A 21,751-nucleotide genomic window follows, 5' to 3' on the forward strand; every position below is an offset into this window, starting at 1 on the left:
CCTTGGTCGCGAAATTCACACGACTTTGTTCTCTACGCAGATCGACACCACGGTGCGCTAATAGCGACCAGTACCAGTAACGCGACCTCGTTTCAGCGGAACGGCCTGTGGCCTTCCGACGGGATCGCTTTGTCTCGACGGAGGGAAAATGGCCGCGTTCAAGCTCAATCTTCAGGACCTGATGTTCATTCTGCGCCAGATCAAGATCGCAGAAGGAAATTCCACCGCGCATTCCGGCGCCAACGCACAGGACCTCAGGCAGATCTATGTTGACGCGGACGGCAACGTCGTCTCTGCCGGGACGCCCGGTGCGCAGCTTGCCATTCCAGATCCGCATGTCCCGAACGGTCTTCGCACCGTCGACGGCACCTACAACAACATCGTGCCCGGCCGTGAAACCTGGGGGTCGGCCGACCAGGCGATGCCGCGGCTCCTGGACGCAGACTATCGCGACGACGGGGACGGAGACACGATGTCTTTCGGGCCGCCCATGCCTGGCGTGCCGTTGCCCGTCACGAACACAAACTACGGCACTCCGGGTAACGTTGCTGATGCCGACCCCCGCATCATCTCCAACCTCATCGTCGACATGTCGATCAACAATCCGGCGGCCGTTATTGCCGCCCTGACCTTTGCCGGTTCGGAAGATCCGCAAGGTGATATGCAGCGCTTGCTTGCCGCTCGTGTCACCCAACAGCAGGCGGACGCCGCCGTGGTCGCTGCGCAAGATGCACTCAGCGACGCGAACGATGCGCTTGATCTGGCGGTCGCCGGCTACACGCCGGGCAATCCTGCGAGCATTGATGCCATTCAGGAGGCTGCGAATGCCGTCACCCTCGCCGAGGAGGCGCTGGCCGCGGCGGAATTGGTGGCTCAGGATCCGTCCGCGGCATTGGAGGCCCTTGCAACGGAACTCGGGCTGGTCATCGGCGATGAAGGCAACCTGTCCATTCCCAACGTGGCACCGGACGAAGGCCTTTCTGCACCCTTTAACGCCTGGATGACCTTCTTCGGCCAGTTCTTCGACCATGGCCTCGATCTCATTACCAAGGGAAACAATGGTACCGTCTATGTGCCGCTGCAGAACGACGATCCCCTCGTTATGGGGGCGGATGGCCAATTCGGCACTGCCGACGATCTGCCGGCCCATTTGCGCTTCATGGTCCTGACGCGGGCGACGCCGGACGGCAGCTCCCATACCAATACGACGACCCCGTTCGTCGATCAGAACCAGACCTATACGTCACATGCGTCGCATCAGTTCTTCCTGCGCGAATATGCGACCGTCGGCGGTGTTCCCGTTGCGACTGGCCGCCTGCTTGACGGCTCGGCAAATGGCTTGCCGACCTGGGCCGATATCAAGGCGCAAGCGGCAAATGTGCTTGGCATCCAGCTGACGGATGCCGACATTTTCAACATTCCGCTGATCCGGACGGACGCCTATGGCGAGTTCATTCGCGGCCCGAACGGTTTTCCGCTGCTGGTCACGGGACTTGGCCCCGACGGAGCTCCCAATACCGCTGACGACATCGTCGTTCAGGGCAATCCGGCAGCGCCAGTCAACACTTTTACGGCCGGCGCGATCCGTATTGGCCATGCCTTCCTGGACGACATCGCCCACAATGCCGTGCCGGTCTTTGATGCGCAGGGCAATCTCGTGCCTGACACGGTCAACGCCGGCCAGGATGACGATGGCCTGACGGGAAATGACGTTCCGGTCAATTCGCAGACTGGCCGCAATCTTGCCTATGACAACGAACTGCTCGATCGCCACTTCATCACCGGCGACGGACGCGGCAACGAGAACATCGGCCTCACGGCCGTGCACCATATTTTCCATTCCGAGCACAATCGTCAGACCGACATGCAGAAGATGACGATCCTTGAAAGCCGGGATCTGGACTTCATCAATGAGTGGCTGGTCGTCGATCTAACCCAGGAGCAGTTGGACGCGCTTCCTGTTACCTTCCCGGCCGACCCGGTCGAACGGGCAGAGCTTCTCGAGTCCCTCGCATGGGATGGCGAGCGCATTTTTCAGGCGGCCCGCTTCGCCACCGAAATGCAGTACCAGCACCTGGTGTTCGAAGAATTCGCCCGCAAGATCCAGCCGGCGATCGATCCCTTCGTCTTCAACAGCGTGACAGACATCAATCCGGCAATCTTCGCCGAGTTCGCCAACACGGTCTATCGCTTCGGCCACTCCATGTTGTCCGACAACATGCCGCGTCTCGATGGCAATGGCGTTGCGATCAATCCGGAGATCGGGCTTATCGAAGCGTTCCTCAATCCGGTTGAGTTCGATCTCGACGGCGCGATTTCGCAGGATGCGGCCGCCGCGGCCATCGTGCGCGGCATGACCATCGAACGCGGTAACGAAATCGACGAATTCATCGTCGGATCGCTGCGCAACAATCTGCTCGGTCTTCCGCTCGACCTGGCGACGATCAACATCGCCCGCGGTCGAGACACCGGCGTCCCCTCGCTGAACGATGCGCGCGCCCAGCTCTACGCGGCAAGTGGCTCTACCTTCCTCACGCCCTATGACAGCTGGGCAGACTTTGCTGCCAACCTCAAGAACCCGATCTCGGTGGTGAACTTCATCGCCGCCTACGGCCTGCATGAACTGGTGGACGGGGAGGAAACGCTTGCAGGCAAGCGCGCCGCCGCAATGGCAATCGTCTTCGGTGAAAATCAGGTCGTCGCGGATGCCGGCGCACCGGGTGGGACGCGCACGATCATCGTGCCCTCGGATCGCCTCGAGTTCCTGAACAGCACGGGCGAATGGACTGCGGGCAACAGCGGCCTGAACGAAATCGACCTGTGGATCGGCGGTCTGGCCGAAAAGAAGATGCCCTTCGGTGGCATGCTTGGTTCGACCTTCAATGCGATCTTCGAAGCCCAGCTGGAGAATCTGCAGGACGGTGACCGCTTCTACTACCTGAGCCGCACGCAGGGCCAAAACTTCCTCAATCAGCTGGAGCAGAACTCCTTCTCGAAGATGATCCTCGCCAATACGGAGCTGGCACAGCCAGGCGCCGACGGCATTCGAGGCACGGCCGACGACATCATCGCCCGCCACATCGGCGTCGACTCCTTTGCCAAGTACGATTTCGTGCTCGAGGTCAATCAGGCCAATCAGGGCGAACCGGATCCGGAGGGCAATGACCCGGCGCTCGAAGCGATCGGGATGGGCAAGGTGGTGCGTGACGATCCCCGCACGGCCGCCATCGAAACCAACTATCTGCGCTTTACCGGTGGCGAACATATCGTCGTCGGCGGCACGAACGGCAACGACACGATCATCACCGACTTCGGCGACGACGCCATCTGGGGCGACGACGGCGACGACCGCATCGAAAGCGGTGCCGGCGTCGACCTCGTCAACGGCGGCGGCGGCGATGACATTTTGACCGACAGCGGCGACACCGGCGACTTCATCAAGGGCGAAGAAGGCAACGACGTGATCGCCAACTCCAACGGCATCGACATCCTGATGGGTGGCGATGGCAAGGACGTCATCTTCGTCGGCGTCGACGACACCGAAGTCTTCGGCGGTGCCGGTGACGACTTCATCCTCGGTGGTGACGGCGTCGACTTCCTGCTCGGCAATGAAGGAAACGACTGGATCGAAGCTGGGGGCGGCTTCGATACCACCGCCGGCGACAACTCCGAACTGTTCTTCAACTCCGCGATCAAGGGCCACGACGTCATGTTCGCCGGCAACGAGGAACATGACTTCGACGCAGAATCCGGCGACGACATCATGGTTCAGGGCGAAAGCGTCATGCGCAACGAAGGCATGTTCGGTTTCGACTGGGCGATTTTCAAGGGCATGGCGCTGAACGGCTATGCCGACATGCGCATCCCGATCTTCACCACGGAGGCGGCAGACATCCTGCGCAACCGCTTTGACAAGGTCGAGGCCTTGTCCGGATGGGACCACCACGACACCCTGCTGGGTGACGATCGCGTCGCGGGCGATATTCTGCCCGGCGACACGGCGGCGACGACGGAGGGTATCTTCTTCAACGATGAGCTGTCGCAGGCTGGCGTCAACCGGATAGAGGGGTTGCGCACCCTGCTTGGCAATCTCATCGCCAACGCGCCGGGCGGCGCGACCGAGGCCCAGCTGGAGGCAATTGCGGCCTTCACCGGCGGAAACATACTGCTCGGCGGTGGCGGTTCCGACCATCTTCGCGGCAACGGTGGCGACGACTTCCTGGACGGCGACGCCTGGCTCAACGTTCGCATCCGCATTACTGCGCCGGGAGCGGAGAACATCGCGACCAACGAAATCTCCACGGTCGACAGCCTGAAGCATGTGTTCACGGTCGCTGACGCCGCTCATCCGAGCTGGGTCGGCAAGTCGCTCTTCGACCTGATGATCTCCCGCACGATCGTACCGACGCAATTGCACATCGTTCGCGAGATCGTCGAAGACGACGGCATTGGTGACGTCGACACCGCCTACTACAACGACGCGTTCCTCGACGCCAACGGCGACGCGAACTACACGGTTACGCGCAATGCCGACGGAACCACCACGATCTCGCATATCAACGTCAGCAACGTCGTCGACCCGCTGACGGGGCGCAATCTCGTCTCCGACGGCATCGACAGGCTGCGCAACGTCGAATGGGCGGAATTCGCGGACGGCACGCGTATCTATCTGGCCAATGAAGCGCCGACGGATATTCGCTGGAACGCCATCAATCCGAACAACACCGACTTGCCGATCGGGGCGATTGCGAATCTTGCGACGGTCGACGACGACAGCACGGCCTGGACCTACTCGCTACAGCCCGGAAGCAGCGCCGGCTTTGCCGTTTCCCCGGCGGGCGTTGTCAGTCGTGTCGGCGCCATGGCGGCCAACACCACCTATACGCTGATCGTCCGCTCGACAGACGATTTCCTCAACACCTACGACGAAACCTTCACCATCCGGACCGGCAGCAATCTCGGCGACAACCTGACGGTCTTCGCCACGGCTGGTGACGACGTTCAATATGGCGACGATGGCAACGATACGCTCGTTGGCGGAGCTGGCGACGACTCGCTCTTCGGCCAGGACGAAGACGACGTCCTTGTCGGTGGGTTGGGCAACGATCGCCTGCATGGTGGAACGGGCGACTCGGATACGGCGTCCTATGCTGGCGCCAATGGTTCGGTAAACGTCAACCTGGCGACCGGAACGGCCAGTGGCGCCGATGGCGACGATACGTTGATCGACATCGAAAACGTCATCGGCAGCGCCTTCGACGACACCATCACCGGCAATGCCGGCGCAAATATCCTTACGGGCGGTGCCGGGAACGATACCTATGTCGTCGGGACCGGCGACACGGTCGTCGAAGCAGCCAACGGCGGCACGGACACGGTCAACAGTTCCGCCACCTTTACGCTGGCGGCCAATGTCGAAAACCTCAACCTGACTGGCACCGGCAATATCAATGGTACCGGCAACGACCTGAACAACATCATCGTGGGCAACGCCGGCAACAACACGCTGAACGGCGGCGCCGGTGCCGACACGATGAGCGGCGGCGCCGGGAACGACACCTATGTCGTCGACAATATTGGCGATGTGGTCGACGAAACGTCACCCGGATCCGCCGGTACGGACACGGTTCAGACGACACTTGGCAACTACACGCTGGGCACCAATGTCGAAAATCTCTCCAAGACCGGTGCCGGCGCGATGACCGGTGTCGGCAACGCCCTTGCCAACGTGATGCTTGGCAACAACGGGGCGGACACGCTTTCCGGCGGCGACGGCAACGACACGATCGACGGCGATGACGGCGACGACAAGTTGCGCGGCGGTGCCGGCGACGACACCTTCAACGACAACAGCGGCAACGACGTCTATGCCTATGACACGATCAACTTCGGCAACGACACGATCAACAGCTTCGACGCCAACGCGGCCGGGGGCCAGGACCTCATCGATCTGAGCGGCCTGGGTATCACCGCAGCGAACTTTGCGACGCGCGTGCTCGAAACACGCGTGGTCGTTCCCGGAACGGATGATACGTTGCTGACCATCCGCGACGCGACCGGCACGGCGACGATCGGCACGATCCTCGTCGATGCCGTCGATCCCAACGACATCAGCATCGCCGATTTTATCCTCGCCGACACGCCGGCTCCCGCCGCCATCAATGGCAGTGGCACAGGCAACACTTTGACCGGGTCGGTCTTCGCCGATCAGATCAACGGCCAGGGCGGCAACGATACGATCAATGCCGGTGCCGGGGATGACACGATCACCGTCGACGTCGGCGAGGGTCGCGACTTCATCAACGGCGAAAGCGAAGACGCCAACGGCGATACGGTCGTGATCAACGGCGATGCTACCGCTGAAGTCTTCCGCATCTACACCCGCGCCGAATGGGGAGCCGTCGCTGGCAACAATCTCAACAACCTCAATGCGGCGACGGAAATCGTCGTCACCCGCGGTGGCACGAACTTCGCCTCGGTCATGGCCGAACTCGCCGACATCGAAGAAATCGTCGTCAACACGGGCGCCGGCGCCGACACGGTTCTGACGATTGGCGATTTCTCGTCGACCGGCCTCAGCGTCAATACGATCACGATCAACGGTGATGAGGGCAACGACACGGTGGACTTCACCGCGCTGCAGTCGGCGCACCGCATCTTCTTCCGCTCCAATGGCGGCAACGACACGATCGTCGGTAACCTGCGGCCGCAGGACGTGGTGCAGGTGGCGCCGGGAACCAACATTTCCGACTACACGATGACCACCAATGCGAACGGCACGAAGACGTTTTCGAACGGCACCCATTCGATCACCTTCACCGGTGCGGTCCCGCCGCAATTCCAGAACACCCCTCCGTCGCAAGGCAACGATGAGGGCGTCTCGGGCCACTTCGAATACACCGCGAATGACCTTGCGGGTCTGAAGAACCTCGTCAACGGGCTGCGGGCCTTCGACGAGAATGATGACGGCGAAGGTTTCACCGGCGTTCGCACGCTCTCCGGACATGGCAACAACGAAGACAATCCGGAATGGGGTTCAGCGGATACGCCGTTCATCCGGATCACCAATTCGCACTACGGCGCCTATGACGCGGCCACAGGGAACAATCACATCAACCCGATCTTTGCCGGGCTCGATCCGCGCAACATCAGCAATATCCTGGGCAGCCAGGAGGCCGACCTGCCGAAGAATGAAAAGGATGCCAACATCTTCTTCATGGCCTTCGGTCAGTACTTCGACCATGGCCTCGATTTCCTCGGCAAGGGCGGCAATGGCACGATCCAGATCGGTGCGGCGGGCGGCGGTGCTCCGGGATCGGGCAATCCGGCGGACCTGACCCGGGGCACAGTCGTTTCCTATGACAACGGCGTCCCGCAACATCTCAACAAGACCTCCGCGTTCGTCGACCAGAACCAGGCCTATGGCTCGAACGAGCTGGTCGGGCAGTTCCTTCGCGAAGGCGATGGTTCCGGCGGGCTCGGCGCACATCTCCTGGCAGGTGCGAACGATCCGTCGAACGGCAACTTCAAGCTCTTGCCGACGCTGCGCGAACTGATCCTGCACCACTGGGAAAACAACACCGTCTTCCACTCGCCCTCGCTGCCCGGTGGCCAGGTGAGCTTCCAGAGCTACTACGCGGGTCTGGTGACCAATGGTGTGATCAACCAGGCAATGCTGCCGGCCATGACGTCCAACTTCATGGGCAGCACACATGCGTTGCTTCTCGACGCCAACCCCTTCATCAGCGCGCTCGATCACTATGTGGTCGGCGACGGTCGCGGCAACGAGAACTTCGCACTGACCTCGATGCACACGATCTGGGCCCGCAACCACAATTTCCATGTGGAAGGTCTGGAAGCCGCCGGCTTCGATGGAACGGCCGAAGAGCTCTACCAGGCCGCAAAGATGATCAACGAGGCGGAATATCAGCGCGTAGTCTTCGACGAGTTCGCGGAAATGCTGATCGGCGGTATTCGCGGCCTCGGCACCCATGGCTTCGAGGAGTACAATCCCGACGCGTCGGCTGGCATCTCGCATGAGTTCGCGGCTGCGGTCTATCGCGTCGGACATTCGCTGATCGGTCAGACCATGACGGTCATAGGCCCGGATGGGCAGCCGAAGCAGGTGGCCCTGTTCGATGCGTTCCTGAACCCGACGAACGAAGCCGGCGCCTTCACGGCCCCGCTGCCTCCTGGATACGTCCCGCAACCCGGCTACGAACAACTCGGCGTCAACGCCATTCTCGGTGGTACCATCGCCCAGGCCGCCGAAGAAGTGGACTTCAACATCGTCGATGCCGTGCGCAACGATCTCGTCCGCATCAGCGCCGACCTGTTCTCGTTCAACGTGGCTCGCGGTTGGGATGTCGGGCTTGGCACGTTGAACCAGATCCGCATGGATCTGGCAGCATCCCAGGATCCCTATGTCAGGGAAGCCCTGAGCTATGCCGGCAACCTCTCGCCCTATGCCTCCTGGGACGATTTCCAGGTCCGCAACGGGCTCAGCAACACCGTCATCAACCAGTTCAAGCAGGCCTATCCGGATCTCGTGCTGCAGTCTCAGGACATCGCCGCGTTCCAGGCGATCAACCCGGGCATCCAGGTCGCGATCCAGGCCAACGGAACCGGAGTGGTCAAGGGCATCGACCGGGTCGATCTCTGGGTCGGCGGTCTTGCCGAGAAACACGTCAACGGTGGCATGGTCGGCCAAACCTTCTGGATCGTTCTGCACGAACAGTTCGACCGCCTGCAGGAAGCCGATCGCTTCTACTACAGCAGCCGGTTCGACAACTTCGACTTCTATGAAAACATCATCGACGGTCAGGACTTTGCCGACATCATCGCACGCAACACCGGCATGACCGATCTTCCGGAGCGCATCTTCGAGACCAATGGGCTCGATGACGAAGACGAGGACGATGGCGATCCGGTTGGCGGCGGCGACGACGGCGACGACGATGAGGATCCGGTCGGCGGCGGTGGCGACGATGACGACGACGGCGCTGGCTCGGGCGATGATGATGATGATGGTTCTGGTTTGCCGTTGCCGGTTGCGGCTCGGACGGTTGTCGGGACTGGTGCGTCGGATGTGCTGTTGGGGGGTGCGGGTTCCGACATCCTGCTTGGCGGGGATCGAAGGCGGTGCCGGGGCCGACAAGGTCTGGGCCGGCGACGGCGACGACATCGTGCTGGCCACGCTCAACGACGGCTCGGACAGCTACTGGGGCGGCGATGGCGTCGACACGCTCGACTATTCGGTGGCCACCGGCAACCTCAAGGTGGATCTCGGCAACGGCTTCATGGGCCGCGGCCAGGTGGTGGGGGCCGAGGTCGGCAACGACACGATCTACGGCTTCGAGAACATCATCGCCGGTTCGGGCCACGACGAGATCACCGCCTCGACGGCCGTCAACATCATGGACGGCGGGCTTGGCGACGACGTCTTCCGCTTCACCTCGGTGGCGGCGGCCGACGGCGACACGATCTACGGCTTCTCGCCGGGCGACCGGATCGACTTCTCGGCGATCGATGCCAACGGCGGACAGGCGGGCAAGCAGGGCTTCACGCTTTCCAGCGGCACGACGCTCACGGGTGCCGGCCAGATCGTGGTGACGCACGAGACCCGCGACGGCGCCGACGTGACGGTGATCCGCGGCAGCGTCGATGCCGACCCGGATGCCGAGTTCGCACTGACGCTCGACGGCACCCACAACCTCAAGGTCGCCGACTTCAACGGCGTCTCGTGAACATGACGCACAGGTCCCGGCCGGCCGATGTCGGCCGGGACGTCTGCTGGGCGGRCAACTGGGCGGGCGGGCAAAAGGGGATCTCATCATGAGCAAGAAGAAAGAGCCGCAACACAAGATCGGCGGCATGCGCGGTATCCTGATCTATCTCTTCGGCCTATCGGGCATCATCAACATCCTGGCGCTGACCGGCGCCTTCTACATGCTGCAGATCTACGACCGGGCGCTGACCAGCGGCAGCATCTCCACCCTGGTGGCGCTGTCGGTGCTGGCGATCGGGCTTTACCTGTTCCAGGGCCTGTTCGACGTCATCCGCTCGCAGATCCTGGTGCGCCTCGGCGCCCGTCTCGACGCGGAACTGGCGCCGCTCGCCCACAAGGTGGTGATCGAGATGCCGCGGTTCGGCTATTCGACGGCGGAGGCGACGGAACGCGGCCGCGACGTCGACACGCTGCGCGGCTTTCTCGCCGGCCAGGGACCCGTGGCGCTGTTCGACCTGCCCTGGATTCCGATCTACCTCGCCTTCGTCTGGCTGCTGCACCCGATGCTCGGCTACCTCACGCTTGGCGGCGCCCTGGTGCTGGCGCTGCTGACGGTGATTGCCGAGGTGATGACGCGGCGTCATTCCAGCCCGATGATCAAGGCGTCGGTGGCGCGCAGCTCGATTGCCGAGAGCAATGCCCGCAACAGCGACGTGCTGCACGCCATGGGCATGACCGGCCGGGCAGTGGCCCGCTTCGAGACGGCCAACCGCCGCCACCTCGACTGCCAGACCAAGACCTCGGATGTCGGCGGCACGCTGTCGGGGTTGTCGAAGGTGCTGCGCATGATCCTGCAATCGGCGATCCTCGGGCTCGGCGCCTATCTGGCGATCCGCGGCCAGATGTCGGCCGGTTCGATCATCGCCTCATCGATCGTGACGGCGCGGGCGCTGGCGCCGGTCGACCTGGCGATCGCGCAGTGGAAGGGCGTCGTTGCCGCCCGCCGCAGCTATCACCGCCTCAACGAGACACTCGGCGTGCTCGACGAACGCAGCGGCAATCTCGACCTGCCGGCGCCGCAGCTAAGCCTCAGCCTCGACAAGGTGACGACGGTCGCGCCTTCGACMGGYGCKGTGCTTCTGAGCGAGGTGAGCCTGGAACTGAAGGCCGGCCAGGCGCTCGGGCTGATCGGCCCGTCGGGCGGCGGCAAGACGACGCTCGCCCGCACCATGCTCGGCATCTGGCCGGTCTTACGCGGGGCGGTGCGCATCGACGGCGCCGATCTCAACCAGTGGCCGGAAGTGCTGTTCAACCAGCATGTCGGCTACCTGCCGCAGGACGTGGCGCTGATGGATGGCACCGTGTCCGACAACATCTCGCGCTTCGCCGAGGCGCCGAACGCGCGGGCGATCATCCGCGCCGCCAAGGCCGCCGGCATTCACGAGATGATCGTGCATCTGCCGAACGGCTATCAGACCGAACTTGGTCCCCATGGAACCGCCCTGTCCGCGGGCCAGAGGCAGCGCATCGCGCTGGCCCGCGCACTGTATGGGGACCCCTTTCTCGTGGTGCTCGACGAGCCCAACTCCAACCTGGATGCCGAAGGCGAGGAAGCGCTCAACCGGGCGATCCTCAAGGTGCGCGAGCGCGGCGGCATCGTCGTCATCGTCGCCCACCGCCCGAGCGCCTTGCAGACGGTCGACATGATCGGCCTGGTGCAGGCCGGCCGGCTGGTCGCCTTCGGTCCGAAGGAGGAGATCCTGCCGCAGCAAAAGACCCGGCCACTGGTGGTCGAGAAGACGCGGCGCGCCGACGCCGGCGGGCAGCCGCCGCAACGGGTGTCGGCTGCGGCGGAGTGAAAGACCCGAGAGGTTCGGCCCCGAGCCGAGGAGGATGTCATGGACGAGAAGCTCATCCTGAAGCGACCCGACAGCCAGCAGGCGATCGCACCGATGAACCGGTACGCGATCGCCGACAAGCCTGAGCGCAAGCGCGGGCGGCTGGTGCTGTCGGCGCTGTTCCTCGGCGCGCTCGGCTCGGTGCTCGGCAGCAAGGACGGCGAAAGCGAACCGGCAAACCACGACCCGGATCCCGAGCCCGTCGGTTCCGAGCCGCCGAGCGAAGCGCTCGACATGTCCGGTGCGCTCGAGGCGATCGAGGATGCCGCCGCCTACATCCAGGGGCTGCTGGCCGACCTGGCGTTTCCCGACGAGGTCATGCCGGCAAAGCTCGGCCGCCTGCGCTCCTCGGTGCGGCTTGCCTTCGACGACGGTGCGCCCAACACCGATCTCATCGACGAGCGGCCGTTCAAGACCGGCACGCGGCCGGCCAACGACAACGGCCTGCAGGGCTTCGACTTCCCCGGGCTTGCGTCCTTCGGCAGCCCGCCGTCCGGCAGAAGCGACGGCAACGATGATGATGATGATGACGACGACGACGATGGTGGTCCGGGCGGCCCCGGTGGCCCGGGTGGTCCCGGCGGGGGCGACGACGATGATGACGACGGCAGTGCCCGCAGCAACCGGCTGCCTGTCGTCACCGGGCGCAATGTGCTCGCCAACGGGTTGATGAACCTCTCGGCCGTCATCCTGTTGGACGACCTGCTCGCCAATACCGTCGATCCGGACGGCGACAGGCTGTCGATCGCCAACCTGACGGTCTCCAGTGGTTCGGTGCGCGCCTATGGCGAGGGCATGTGGCTCTACACGCCGGAACGCGGCGATCTCGGTGAGGTCACCTTCACCTATTCGGTCTTCGATGGCACCGGTCGTTCCGTCAATGGCGCGCTGATGACGCTGATGGACTGGCCGGCAAACGAGATCCGGGGCACCGAGGGCGACGACGTGATGCGCGGCACGCCGCAAAAGGACATCATCGCGGCCCTTGGCGGTGACGACATCGTCTATGGCCGCGAAGCCGACGACATCATTCTGGGGGGCAGCGGCGACGATACGCTCATCGGCGGCGACGGCAACGACACGCTTTACGGTGAGGCCGGCAACGACCGTCTCCATGGCGGGCGCGGCAACGACATCCTGTTCGGTGGGACGGGGGACGACCACCTCTATGGCGAGGAGGGCGACGACATCCTGCTTGGCGAGGCCGGCGACGACTATCTCTCCGGCGGCGGCGGCGACGATCGCCTGTTCGGCGAGGAAGGCCGCGACGTTCTCGATGGCGATGCCGGCAACGACCTGCTCGATGGCGGCGCCGGCAGCGACCGGCTGACCGGCGGCTCCGGCCAAGACACCGTGCTTGCCGGCGCCGGAGACGACATCATCGTCACCGGCCTCAGCGCCGAGGAGGCCCGCAGCGCCTTGCCGCCGGGCAGCGACGGCAATGACCACTATTCCGGTGGCGAGGGCCACGACACGCTCGATGCCGGCAGTGCACGCGAGACCATCGTCGTCGACCTTGAAGCCGGAACCGCCACCGGGGCGGAGATCGGCTCCGATACCATCGACAGCATCGAAAGCGTGATTGCCGGCGCGGGGGACGACCAGCTCAAGGGCAACGACGCCGACAATACGTTCGTCGGCGGCAACGGCGACGATGTGGTCAGCGCCGGCGCCGGCGACGACACGATCATTGTTGCCGTGCAGGCACCGTCGTCTCAGGGTGATGACGGCGACGGCGATGGCGACGACCACTACGACGGCGGGACCGGCAACGACACGCTCGATGCCGGCAGCGCCCGCGAGACGGTGATCATCGATCTCGAGGCGGGCACCGCCACCGGTGCGGAGATCGGTTCCGACACCCTTGCCAACATCGAGAACGTGATCGCCGGTTCCGGCAACGACATCATCACCGGCGACGACGGCTGCAACACGCTGATCGGCGGCAATGGCGACGACGTCGTCTCCGGCGGCGGCGGCAACGATACCATCGTGGTTGTCGCCTTTGATGGCAGCGGCGACGCCGACCATGACGGCAACGACAGCTATAGCGGTGGCGATGGCATCGACACGCTCGACCTGTCCGCGCTGGTGCAGGCGGTTCTCGCCGACATGGAGGCCGGCATCGCCACAGGCGAGGAGATCGGCGAGGATCGCATCGACGACTTCGAGATCATCGTCGGCGGGCGCGGCAGCGACCGGATCTCCGGCAGCCGCGGCGACGACATGCTGTTCGGCGGCCACGGCAACGACCGGCTGCGCGGCCGCGACGGCGATGACGTGCTTGTCGGCGGCGCCGGCGACGACGAGTTGAAGGGCGAAGACGGCAACGACACCTTCGTCGTCGTCCTTCTGCCCGGCACCAGCGACGGCGACGATACGATCGACGGCGGCGCCGGCGTCGATGGCTACGACGCATCGGCGGCGACGCAGGCCGTGGTGATCGATCTCGATCGCGGCATCGCCGCGGGCGCCGAGATCGGCAACGACAGCTTGAGATCGGTCGAGACGGCGGTCGGCGGCAAGGGCAACGACATCATCGTCGCCAGCGATGCCGTCAACTTCCTGGCCGGGGGTGCCGGCGCCGATATCTTCGTCTTCCGCAGCCTTGCCGCCCTTGCCAATGGCGGGGAGGGCCGCGACGAGATCCGCGACTTTGAGGTCGGCGACCGCATCGACCTGTCGAAGATCGCCGAAGCCCTCGGCGGCCTTGCCTTTGCGCCGTTTGTCGACGACGGCAGCCCGGCGCCGGTCAACCGCATCACCTTCTACCACGAGACCTTCAGCGACAGCGAGCGCACGGTCGTGCGCGCCGTCATCGATCTCGAGCGCGACGAGGACCTCGAATTCCTGATCGCCGGCCGCCACGCGCTGACCGAACAGGACTTCATCCTCGCGGCCTTCGAGACCGCCGCAGAGCAGAGAGACGCCTGATCCATCGCCAGGCGACACCACCCGCATCAAACCACAGCTGTCACGCGTTACCCGGGAGAAGGCCATGACCACCAGACAGAACGACAAGACGATCGCCAGGGCCGACGGCACGATCGCAAGGGACGGCAACCAGTTCGGCATCACCTCGCGCGTCGTCGTCTCCGCCGCCCTTGCCGCCACGCTGCTGTTCGGCGTCGGCGGCTGGGCCGCCCATGCCCGGCTTTCCGGCGCCGTCATCACCCAGGGCCAGGTCGCCATCTCGCAGCAGGTCAAGCTCATCCAGCACCGCGACGGCGGCATCGTCTCCGACATTGCGGTGCGCAACGGCGACCACGTCCGCAAGGGCGACGTCCTCATCCGCCTCGACGAGACCCAGACCCGGGTGGAGCTGGCGATCGTGCGCGGCCAGTTGCAGCAGTTCTACGCCATGCGCGCCCGGCTGAAGGCCGAGCGCGACGGCGAGGCCGCCGTCTCCTTCGACGGCCTCGATGTCAGCGAGGTACTGAAGGTCAGCGAGCTCAAGCTGTTTGAGGCCAACCGCCGGATGATCACCAGCCAGGAAGAGCAGATGCGCCTGCAGATCACCCAGCTCGAGGAGCAGATCCGCGGCCTCAAGGCCCAGACCGGCTCGAGCGACACGGAACGGCTGATCGTCGAAAAGGAGATCGCCAAGCTCGAGACCTTGCTGAAGAGCGACCTGGTGCCGGTCTCCGAACACCGCGATCTCCTGCGCCAGATGGCCCGCATCGACGGCTCCAAGGGCGAACTCGTCGCCCGCATCGCCGAGGCGGTCGGCCAGATCAGCGAGCTGCGCATCAAATTGATGGCGATCGACCAGAACACCCGCAAGGAAACCCAGACCCAGATCGTCGGCATCGAGGCCAAGATCGCCGAACTCAGCGAACGCGAGGTCGCCGCCCGCGACCGGCTGTCGCGCATGGACGTGCGCGCCCCCGTCGACGGCCTCGTCTACGACCTGCAGGTCCACACCATCGGCGGCATCATCGCCCCCGGCGCCAGCGTGATGTCGATCGTGCCCGAGGACGACGACCTCACCGTCGAGATCCGCATCCCGCCGGCCGACATCGACCGCATCGCTCCCGGCCAGGCCAGCCGCATGCGCTTCACCGCCTTCAACCAGCGCACCACCCCGGAACTCGACGGCCGGATCGACGTCGTCGCCGCCGCAACCGCCATCGACCGGGCAACCGGACAACCCTACTACCTCGCAACCGTCGAAATCACCGACCCGATCGAAAGGCTCGGCAACCGCAAGCTCATGCCAGGCATGCCCGTCGAAGTCTTCGTCCAGACCGACGAACGAACCGCTATCTCCTATATCAGCAAACCATTCACAGACCAGATGATGCGCGCATTCAGAGAAGAATGAACAGACAAAGCCGGCGACACCTGAAACGGTGCCCACCCCTCGCCCTTCGCCCTTCGCCTGCCCGGCGGCATCGTGCGGCCATTTTTCGCGWCAATTTAACAACTTGACTATGGCTGCGTGCGGCGCACAATCGGCAAGAAGTTCAGAAAGCACGCAAGGATTGTTGCCGAGATGAACGGTTCCAGCAGTCGACCTAGAAACAGCCTGCCCGCGCTCCTGCGGACCTGACCTTTCGCGTCCGGTTCACCGGTCCCAGCAGGCAGGCTCGGGATTGAAAGGTGAGCCATGCGGTCCCAAACCTTCCGCATTCACCAGCCCGCCCCCTCGGTTTGCCGACCGCGAGGACCGAATAGAACGGTGACGTCAGGACACGGCGCCACCACGCATGGACTTGTTCTCATTCGATAGGACGAGCTGTCAAAATGACCATGCATCATCCCGCCATGGAAGCCGTTCGCCGGTATCGCTATGCACCCAATCTATGGGATGCGTTTGCATTCGGCCTGCTCTTCGGCAGCCTTATTCTCATCATTCGCGGTGGACACGAGACGCTCGCGCCGCTCTCTTCCCTTGCGGCCTCGCCCGTTTCCCTCGATCCGGCCATGCTGCCGGAATACGCTTTGCGCACCACCATGCGCATGCTGGCGGCGATCACCGCCTCACTGGCCTTCACCTTCGTCTACGGGGCGCTCGCGGCCAAGAGCCGCCGTGCCGAGCTGGTGCTGATCCCGCTCCTCGACATCCTCCAGTCGGTGCCCGTGCTGGGATTTCTGTCTTTCACCGTTCTAGGGTTCATGTCCCTTTTCCCCGGGAACGTATTCGGTGTGGAGCTAGCAGCAATCTTCGCCATCTTCACCAGCCAGGCCTGGAACATGACCTTCAGCTTCTACCAGTCGCTGAAGACCGTCCCGGGCAACCTCGATGAGGCAGCACGCAGCTTTCGTCTTTCTGCATGGCAGCGCTTCTGGCGTCTTGAGGTCCCGTTTTCGATGCCGGGCCTTGTCTGGAACACGATGATGTCGATGTCGGGCGGGTGGTTCTTCGTCGTCGCGTCGGAAGCAATTTCAGTCGGCAACACGACCGTCACCCTGCCGGGCATAGGCTCCTATGTCGCGCTCGCCATCGCACAACAAGACCTTGCCGCCGTCGGCTGGGCGGTGACGACCATGCTCGCGGTGATCCTCATCTACGATCAATTCCTGTTCAGACCACTTGTGGCGTGGAGCGACAAGTTTCGCGTCGAACTTTCAGCAAGCGGAACGGCGCCCCGCTCATGGCTGTTGGATGTGGTTCGCAGAACGCAGTTGTTTCAAATTCTGCYTGCGCCTGTCGGAATGCTCTTCGCCCGCCTGCCGCAGCAGCGCCTTGCAATCCCCTCCGTCCTGCCGCCCCAACTCCACGGGGCCAAGGCGACGGCTTTCGGGGATCGCGTCTGGCTTGCGCTCGTCGCACTCGTTTCGGCTTATGCATTCTGGCTGATTGCCCGCTTCATCGGAACCGAGCTTGCCTTCCGCGATGTTGCATTGGTGCTGGGGCTCGGACTTCTGACCATGCTGCGCGTCATCGTCCTGATGGCGCTTGCCACACTGATCTGGGTCCCGATCGGGGTCTGGGTCGGGCTGAGGCCGCGGGTGGCCGAGCGCGTCCAGCCACTTGCACAGTTCCTGGCCGCGTTCCCGGCCAACATCGTCTTTCCGTTCGCCGTCGTCGGGATCGTCCACCTGGGGCTGAACCCGGACATCTGGCTGTCGCCGCTCATGGTGCTCGGCGCACAGTGGTACATCCTCTTCAACGTGATTGCCGGAGCGAGCGCCTTTCCGAACGATCTCAAGGAGGCGGCGGCAACCTTCCGCATCCATGGCTGGAACTGGTGGCGCAAGGTCATCCTGCCGGGGATCTTCCCCTATTACGTGACCGGTGCGATCACCGCGAGCGGCGGTTCCTGGAACGCGTCGATCGTCGCCGAGGTCGTTGGCTGGGGTGATACCACGCTCACGGCACATGGCCTTGGCGCCTACATCGCCGAAGCGACCAAGGCGGGCGACTATCCCCGCATCGTGCTCGGCATTGCCGTCATGTCGTTGTTCGTCATCCTGTTCAACCGTCTGCTCTGGCGTCCGCTCTACGCCTTTGCCGGCCGCCACCTGCGTCTCGACTGAGAGAGGTTTCCCACATGGCTTCGGTCGAAATCACAAAACCCCGCACCCACCTCACCAGCGAAAAGCTCGTCGAACTGGAAGGCGTGCGCCAGATCTATCACAAGAGCGACAGTCCCGACCTTGTCGCGCTCGACGACGTCGCGCTCTCGATCGGTGAAGGTGAAATCGTCGGACTGCTTGGGCGTTCAGGCTCCGGAAAGTCGACGCTGTTGCGTATCGTTTCCGGATTGATCGCGCCAACCACCGGCACGGTAATGTGGCGCGGCCTGCCCGTTACCGGCCCCTGCGAAGGCGTCGCAATGGTGTTCCAGAGTTTCGCACTCTTCCCCTGGCTGAGCGTGCTCGAGAATGTCGAGCTCGGGCTCGAGGCGCTTGGCGTTCCTGCGGCCGAACGGCGCCGCCGCGCGATCGATGCCATCGACCTGATCGGCCTCGACGGCTTCGAAAGTGCCTATCCCAAGGAGTTGTCCGGCGGTATGCGCCAACGCGCCGGCTTTGCCCGGGCGCTCGTCGTGCATCCACGCCTCATGCTCATGGACGAGCCCTTCTCGGCGCTGGATGTCCTGACCGCCGAAACGCTCCGCACCGACCTCATTGACCTCTGGATCGAGGGGCGGCTACCGATCAGGTCGATCCTGATGGTGACGCACAACATCGAGGAGGCCGTACTCATGTGTGATCGCATCCTGATCTTCTCCTCCAATCCGGGGCGCGTCGCTGCCGAGATCAAGGTCGACCTCGTCCACCCGCGTAACCGGCTCGATCCAGCCTTCCGGCAATTGGTCGACGACATCTATGCCCGGATGACGCAGCGTGCGCCGAAGGAAAAGATGGAGAAACATGCCGCAAGCGGCTTCGCCGGCGTTGGTATCGCCATGGCGCTGCCGCGCCTGTCGACCAACCGTCTTGCCGGTCTGTTGGAAGCGCTCGCCCTGCCGCCATACGACGGCAGAGCCGATCTCCCCGATCTCGCGTCCACGCTTCAGATGGAGGCGGGCGAACTGTTTTCGATCCTCGAAACGCTGCAACTGATGCGATTTGCCGAGCTGGAAGAGGGAGACGTGAAGCTGACGGAGGCTGGGCAAAACTTCGCCGGCGCCGAAGTCGATACCCGCAAGCGCCTGTTCGCTGAACATCTTCTCGCTTATGTGCCGCTCGCCGCCCTCATCCGGCGGGTGCTCGACGAGCGCCCGAGCCACCGCGCACCGTTCACGCGCTTTTCAGAGGAACTCGAAGACTACATGTCGGAGGAAAACGCCGAACACACGGTGCGTGCGGTCATTTCATGGGGCCGCTACGCCGAACTCTTCGGCTACGACGAAGAGTTGCGGCAATTCAATCTGGAGAACCCAAGCTGACGGTAGCCCCCGACGTTTCCATACAGCGACTTGGCAACCGAGTGGCACGGGCGCCGCGTTTCGCAGCGCCCGTGTTTACTCTATCGCATCATGGCCGCGACATTGCCGCCGTCGACGGTGATGACCGCGCCTGTGCTGGTGCGCGCCTTGGCGAGATGCACGAACGCGTCGGCGACATCCTTGGCGGCAACCTCGCGATGGACGAGGTTGCCGCGCATATAGGCATCCGGGGAAATGCCACGGGCGCGGCTGCGCTCCTCCACCATCTGGTCAGTCATGAGGCCGGTGCGGATGCGATCGGCATTGACGGCGTTCGACGTGATCCCGTCAGCGCCATGCTCGACCGCGTATTGCCGCATCAGCGCCATAAGTGCAGCTTTCGAGGTGCCGTAGGGACCGAAATCGGGCCCCGGGTTGACGGCTTGCTTGGACACGTTGAACACCAGCGCACCGCCGGTGCGTTGCGCCTTCATGATCTTTGTCGCAGTGCGCGCGATGTAGTGATGTCCCCAGAAGTTCAGCGCGAAGGCCTTCTGGAAAATCTCGTCGGGCACCTCGCTGATAGCGCCCTGGAAGGCGGCACCGGCATTGGAAATGACGATGTCGACGCCACCGAAGTGTTCGGCAACTCCGGCAAGGGCGGCTGCGACTGCTTCCGGTTTGGTCACGTCGCAGGCCAGGCCAAGTCCGCCAAGACGGGCAGCTTCCTTCTTCACCGCTGCTTCGGCGAGATCGAACAGTGCGATCTCAGCCCCTTCGGCACGCAACGCCTCGGCGATCGCGAGGCCCAGTCCGCCCGCGCCACCCGTCACCACCGCAACTTGCCGGCTGAGCGGTTTCTCCACCTGCTTCGTCAGTTTGACCTGCTCGAGCGACCAATACTCGATATCGAACAGATCCTCTTCTGAAAGCGCCTCGAAGCTTTCGATGCCTTCGGCATTGCGGATGACGTTGATCGTCGCCTCGGCGACGTCGGCGCCCACGCGCGCAGCCTTCTTGGTCGGCCCGGCGGCAAAGAGACCGATGCCGGATACGTAGAAAACGCGTGGCATGGGGTCCAGCATCGTCTTGTTGCCGCCGACGCGGGCATTGTTGCGGTCAAAGTAGGACCGGTACTCGGCGATATAGTCTGCCACCGCCGCACGGACGCTCTCCGCCCAGGCGGCCGTGTCGGCGGCCAACGGTGCAGGCAGAACAAGGCCAAAGCGCTTGATGTGAATGACATGTTCCGGCGTCGCATTGCCCCGCCGCGCCATGTCCGCGGCATTCTCGGCATTGCAGAATTCGAGCACGGCATCGCCTGCACGATGCTCCAAGACGAAGCGCTTCGGGGAGCCTTCGACACCCGTATCGATCGCAATTGCGCCACGCAGGATGGGGGCGATTTCGGCAGCGGTCGCGAGACCTGAAGGTTGCCTGACTTGAACGAAGGGCCGCGGATTACCCTTTGCAATGCGGCGCTCGGCCTTGTCGATCGCCGCGATCATCTTCTCGTAGGATTCGCGCGGGTCTTCAGACCAGGTAAAGATCCCGTGTTTCAAGAGGATCATGCCATCCGCAGTCGGGTCGGCGCGGTAGGCCTCGTCGCAAGCCTTGGCGAGGTCGAAGCCCGGCATGACATAGGGAATGATGATCGAATTGGGGAAGAGTTCGCGGACGATCTCCTCGCCATGCGGCTGGTTCGTCAACGAGACGATCGCGTTGGCATGGGTGTGGTCGATGTGCTTGAACGGCAGGTTGGCATGCAGGATCGCCTCCACCGACGGGTTGGGAGCGGCGGGATCAAGCAGCAATCGGCGCTGCAGCATGACCATGTCGTCATCGCTGAGCGTCGGGAACCCGACCATTGCCTGCAGCGGCTGCAGGCGGACGGCCGGCAGACCTGCCGGCTCGATCGTGCCCATGTCCCAACCGCTTCCCTTGACGCAAAGAACCGGAATTTCGGAACCGTCGAGGTCGACGTACGTGGTCTTCACCGAGGTGTTGCCGCCACCATGCAGCACCAGCTCGGCATCGGATCCGAGGAGGCGCGTCGTGTAAGTGCGGATCGCAAGGTCGCGGTTGATGCCGTTGCGCACATAGGTATCGACGACATTGGCATAGTCGGTCTCGGACCATCTCGACTTCATGAAAGGCTCCTCTGCTGCCGGCGCTCGCACATCCTCTGCTAAGGCTCCGGACAAAAATGGGTGTGGCACGACCGCTCCTGCCGCACCGCACACGGCTGACAGGGGAAGGCGCGCTTGGGAAGCATTGGGGGCGGCAACCGGCACGGACCGCGCCTG

General features: G+C 63.7%; 7 protein-coding genes and 1 pseudogene. 7 read left to right on the forward strand and 1 reads right to left on the reverse strand.

Going from position 1 to position 21,751, the window contains the following annotated elements:
• Positions 1-148 precede the first annotated feature (148 nt).
• The 7 genes and pseudogenes from AB4Z53_RS23575 to AB4Z53_RS23605 all read left to right on the forward strand — a co-directional run.
• Positions 149-8,959, forward strand: a pseudogene (locus AB4Z53_RS23575) (peroxidase family protein); the annotation flags it as partial.
• A gap of 127 nt (positions 8,960-9,086) precedes the next feature.
• Entirely contained in the window at positions 9,087-9,746 is a 660-nt protein-coding gene (locus AB4Z53_RS23580) for a M10 family metallopeptidase C-terminal domain-containing protein (RefSeq protein WP_441598023.1), read from the forward strand.
• 88 nt (positions 9,747-9,834) lie between these two features.
• Complete coding sequence (locus AB4Z53_RS23585; protein ID WP_441597917.1) at positions 9,835-11,586, forward strand: type I secretion system permease/ATPase; 1,752 nt, start codon at positions 9,835-9,837, stop codon at positions 11,584-11,586.
• 39 nt (positions 11,587-11,625) lie between these two features.
• Positions 11,626-14,559: a calcium-binding protein gene (locus AB4Z53_RS23590; RefSeq protein WP_441597918.1), complete on the forward strand. Its 2,934-nt coding sequence runs from the start codon at positions 11,626-11,628 to the stop codon at positions 14,557-14,559.
• 64 nt (positions 14,560-14,623) lie between these two features.
• A complete protein-coding gene (locus tag AB4Z53_RS23595; protein ID WP_441597919.1) occupies positions 14,624-15,949 on the forward strand; it encodes an HlyD family type I secretion periplasmic adaptor subunit in 1,326 nt (441 codons plus the stop codon).
• 422 nt (positions 15,950-16,371) lie between these two features.
• A complete protein-coding gene (locus tag AB4Z53_RS23600) occupies positions 16,372-18,108 on the forward strand; it encodes an ABC transporter permease (protein WP_441597920.1) in 1,737 nt (578 codons plus the stop codon).
• A gap of 14 nt (positions 18,109-18,122) precedes the next feature.
• Positions 18,123-19,466, forward strand: coding sequence for an ABC transporter ATP-binding protein (locus AB4Z53_RS23605; RefSeq protein ID WP_441597921.1), 1,344 nt, complete (start codon positions 18,123-18,125; stop codon positions 19,464-19,466).
• Between the two features lie 80 nt (positions 19,467-19,546).
• Here AB4Z53_RS23605 and AB4Z53_RS23610 read toward each other — a convergent pair whose 3' ends face one another.
• On the reverse strand, positions 19,547-21,595 hold the full coding sequence (locus tag AB4Z53_RS23610) for a bifunctional aldolase/short-chain dehydrogenase (RefSeq protein WP_441597922.1): 2,049 nt from the start codon (positions 21,593-21,595) through the stop codon (positions 19,547-19,549).
• Positions 21,596-21,751: the final 156 nt, after the last annotated feature.

It is taken from the genome of Ensifer sp. 2TAB8, assembly GCF_052115125.1.
Classification (GTDB): Bacteria; Pseudomonadota; Alphaproteobacteria; order Rhizobiales; family Rhizobiaceae; genus Ensifer.

Bases quoted from the DNA above. Each gene is read 5' to 3' on its own strand.
- AB4Z53_RS23580 (WP_441598023.1), top strand. From the start codon at position 9,087: ATGTGCTGTTGGGGGGTGCGGGTTCCGACATCCTGCTTGGCGGGGATC.
- AB4Z53_RS23590 (WP_441597918.1), top strand. From the start codon at position 11,626: ATGGACGAGAAGCTCATCCTGAAGCGACCCGACAGCCAGCAGGCGATC.
- AB4Z53_RS23595 (WP_441597919.1), top strand. From the start codon at position 14,624: ATGACCACCAGACAGAACGACAAGACGATCGCCAGGGCCGACGGCACG.
- AB4Z53_RS23605 (WP_441597921.1), top strand. From the start codon at position 18,123: ATGGCTTCGGTCGAAATCACAAAACCCCGCACCCACCTCACCAGCGAA.
- AB4Z53_RS23610 (WP_441597922.1), bottom strand. From the start codon at position 21,595: ATGAAGTCGAGATGGTCCGAGACCGACTATGCCAATGTCGTCGATACC.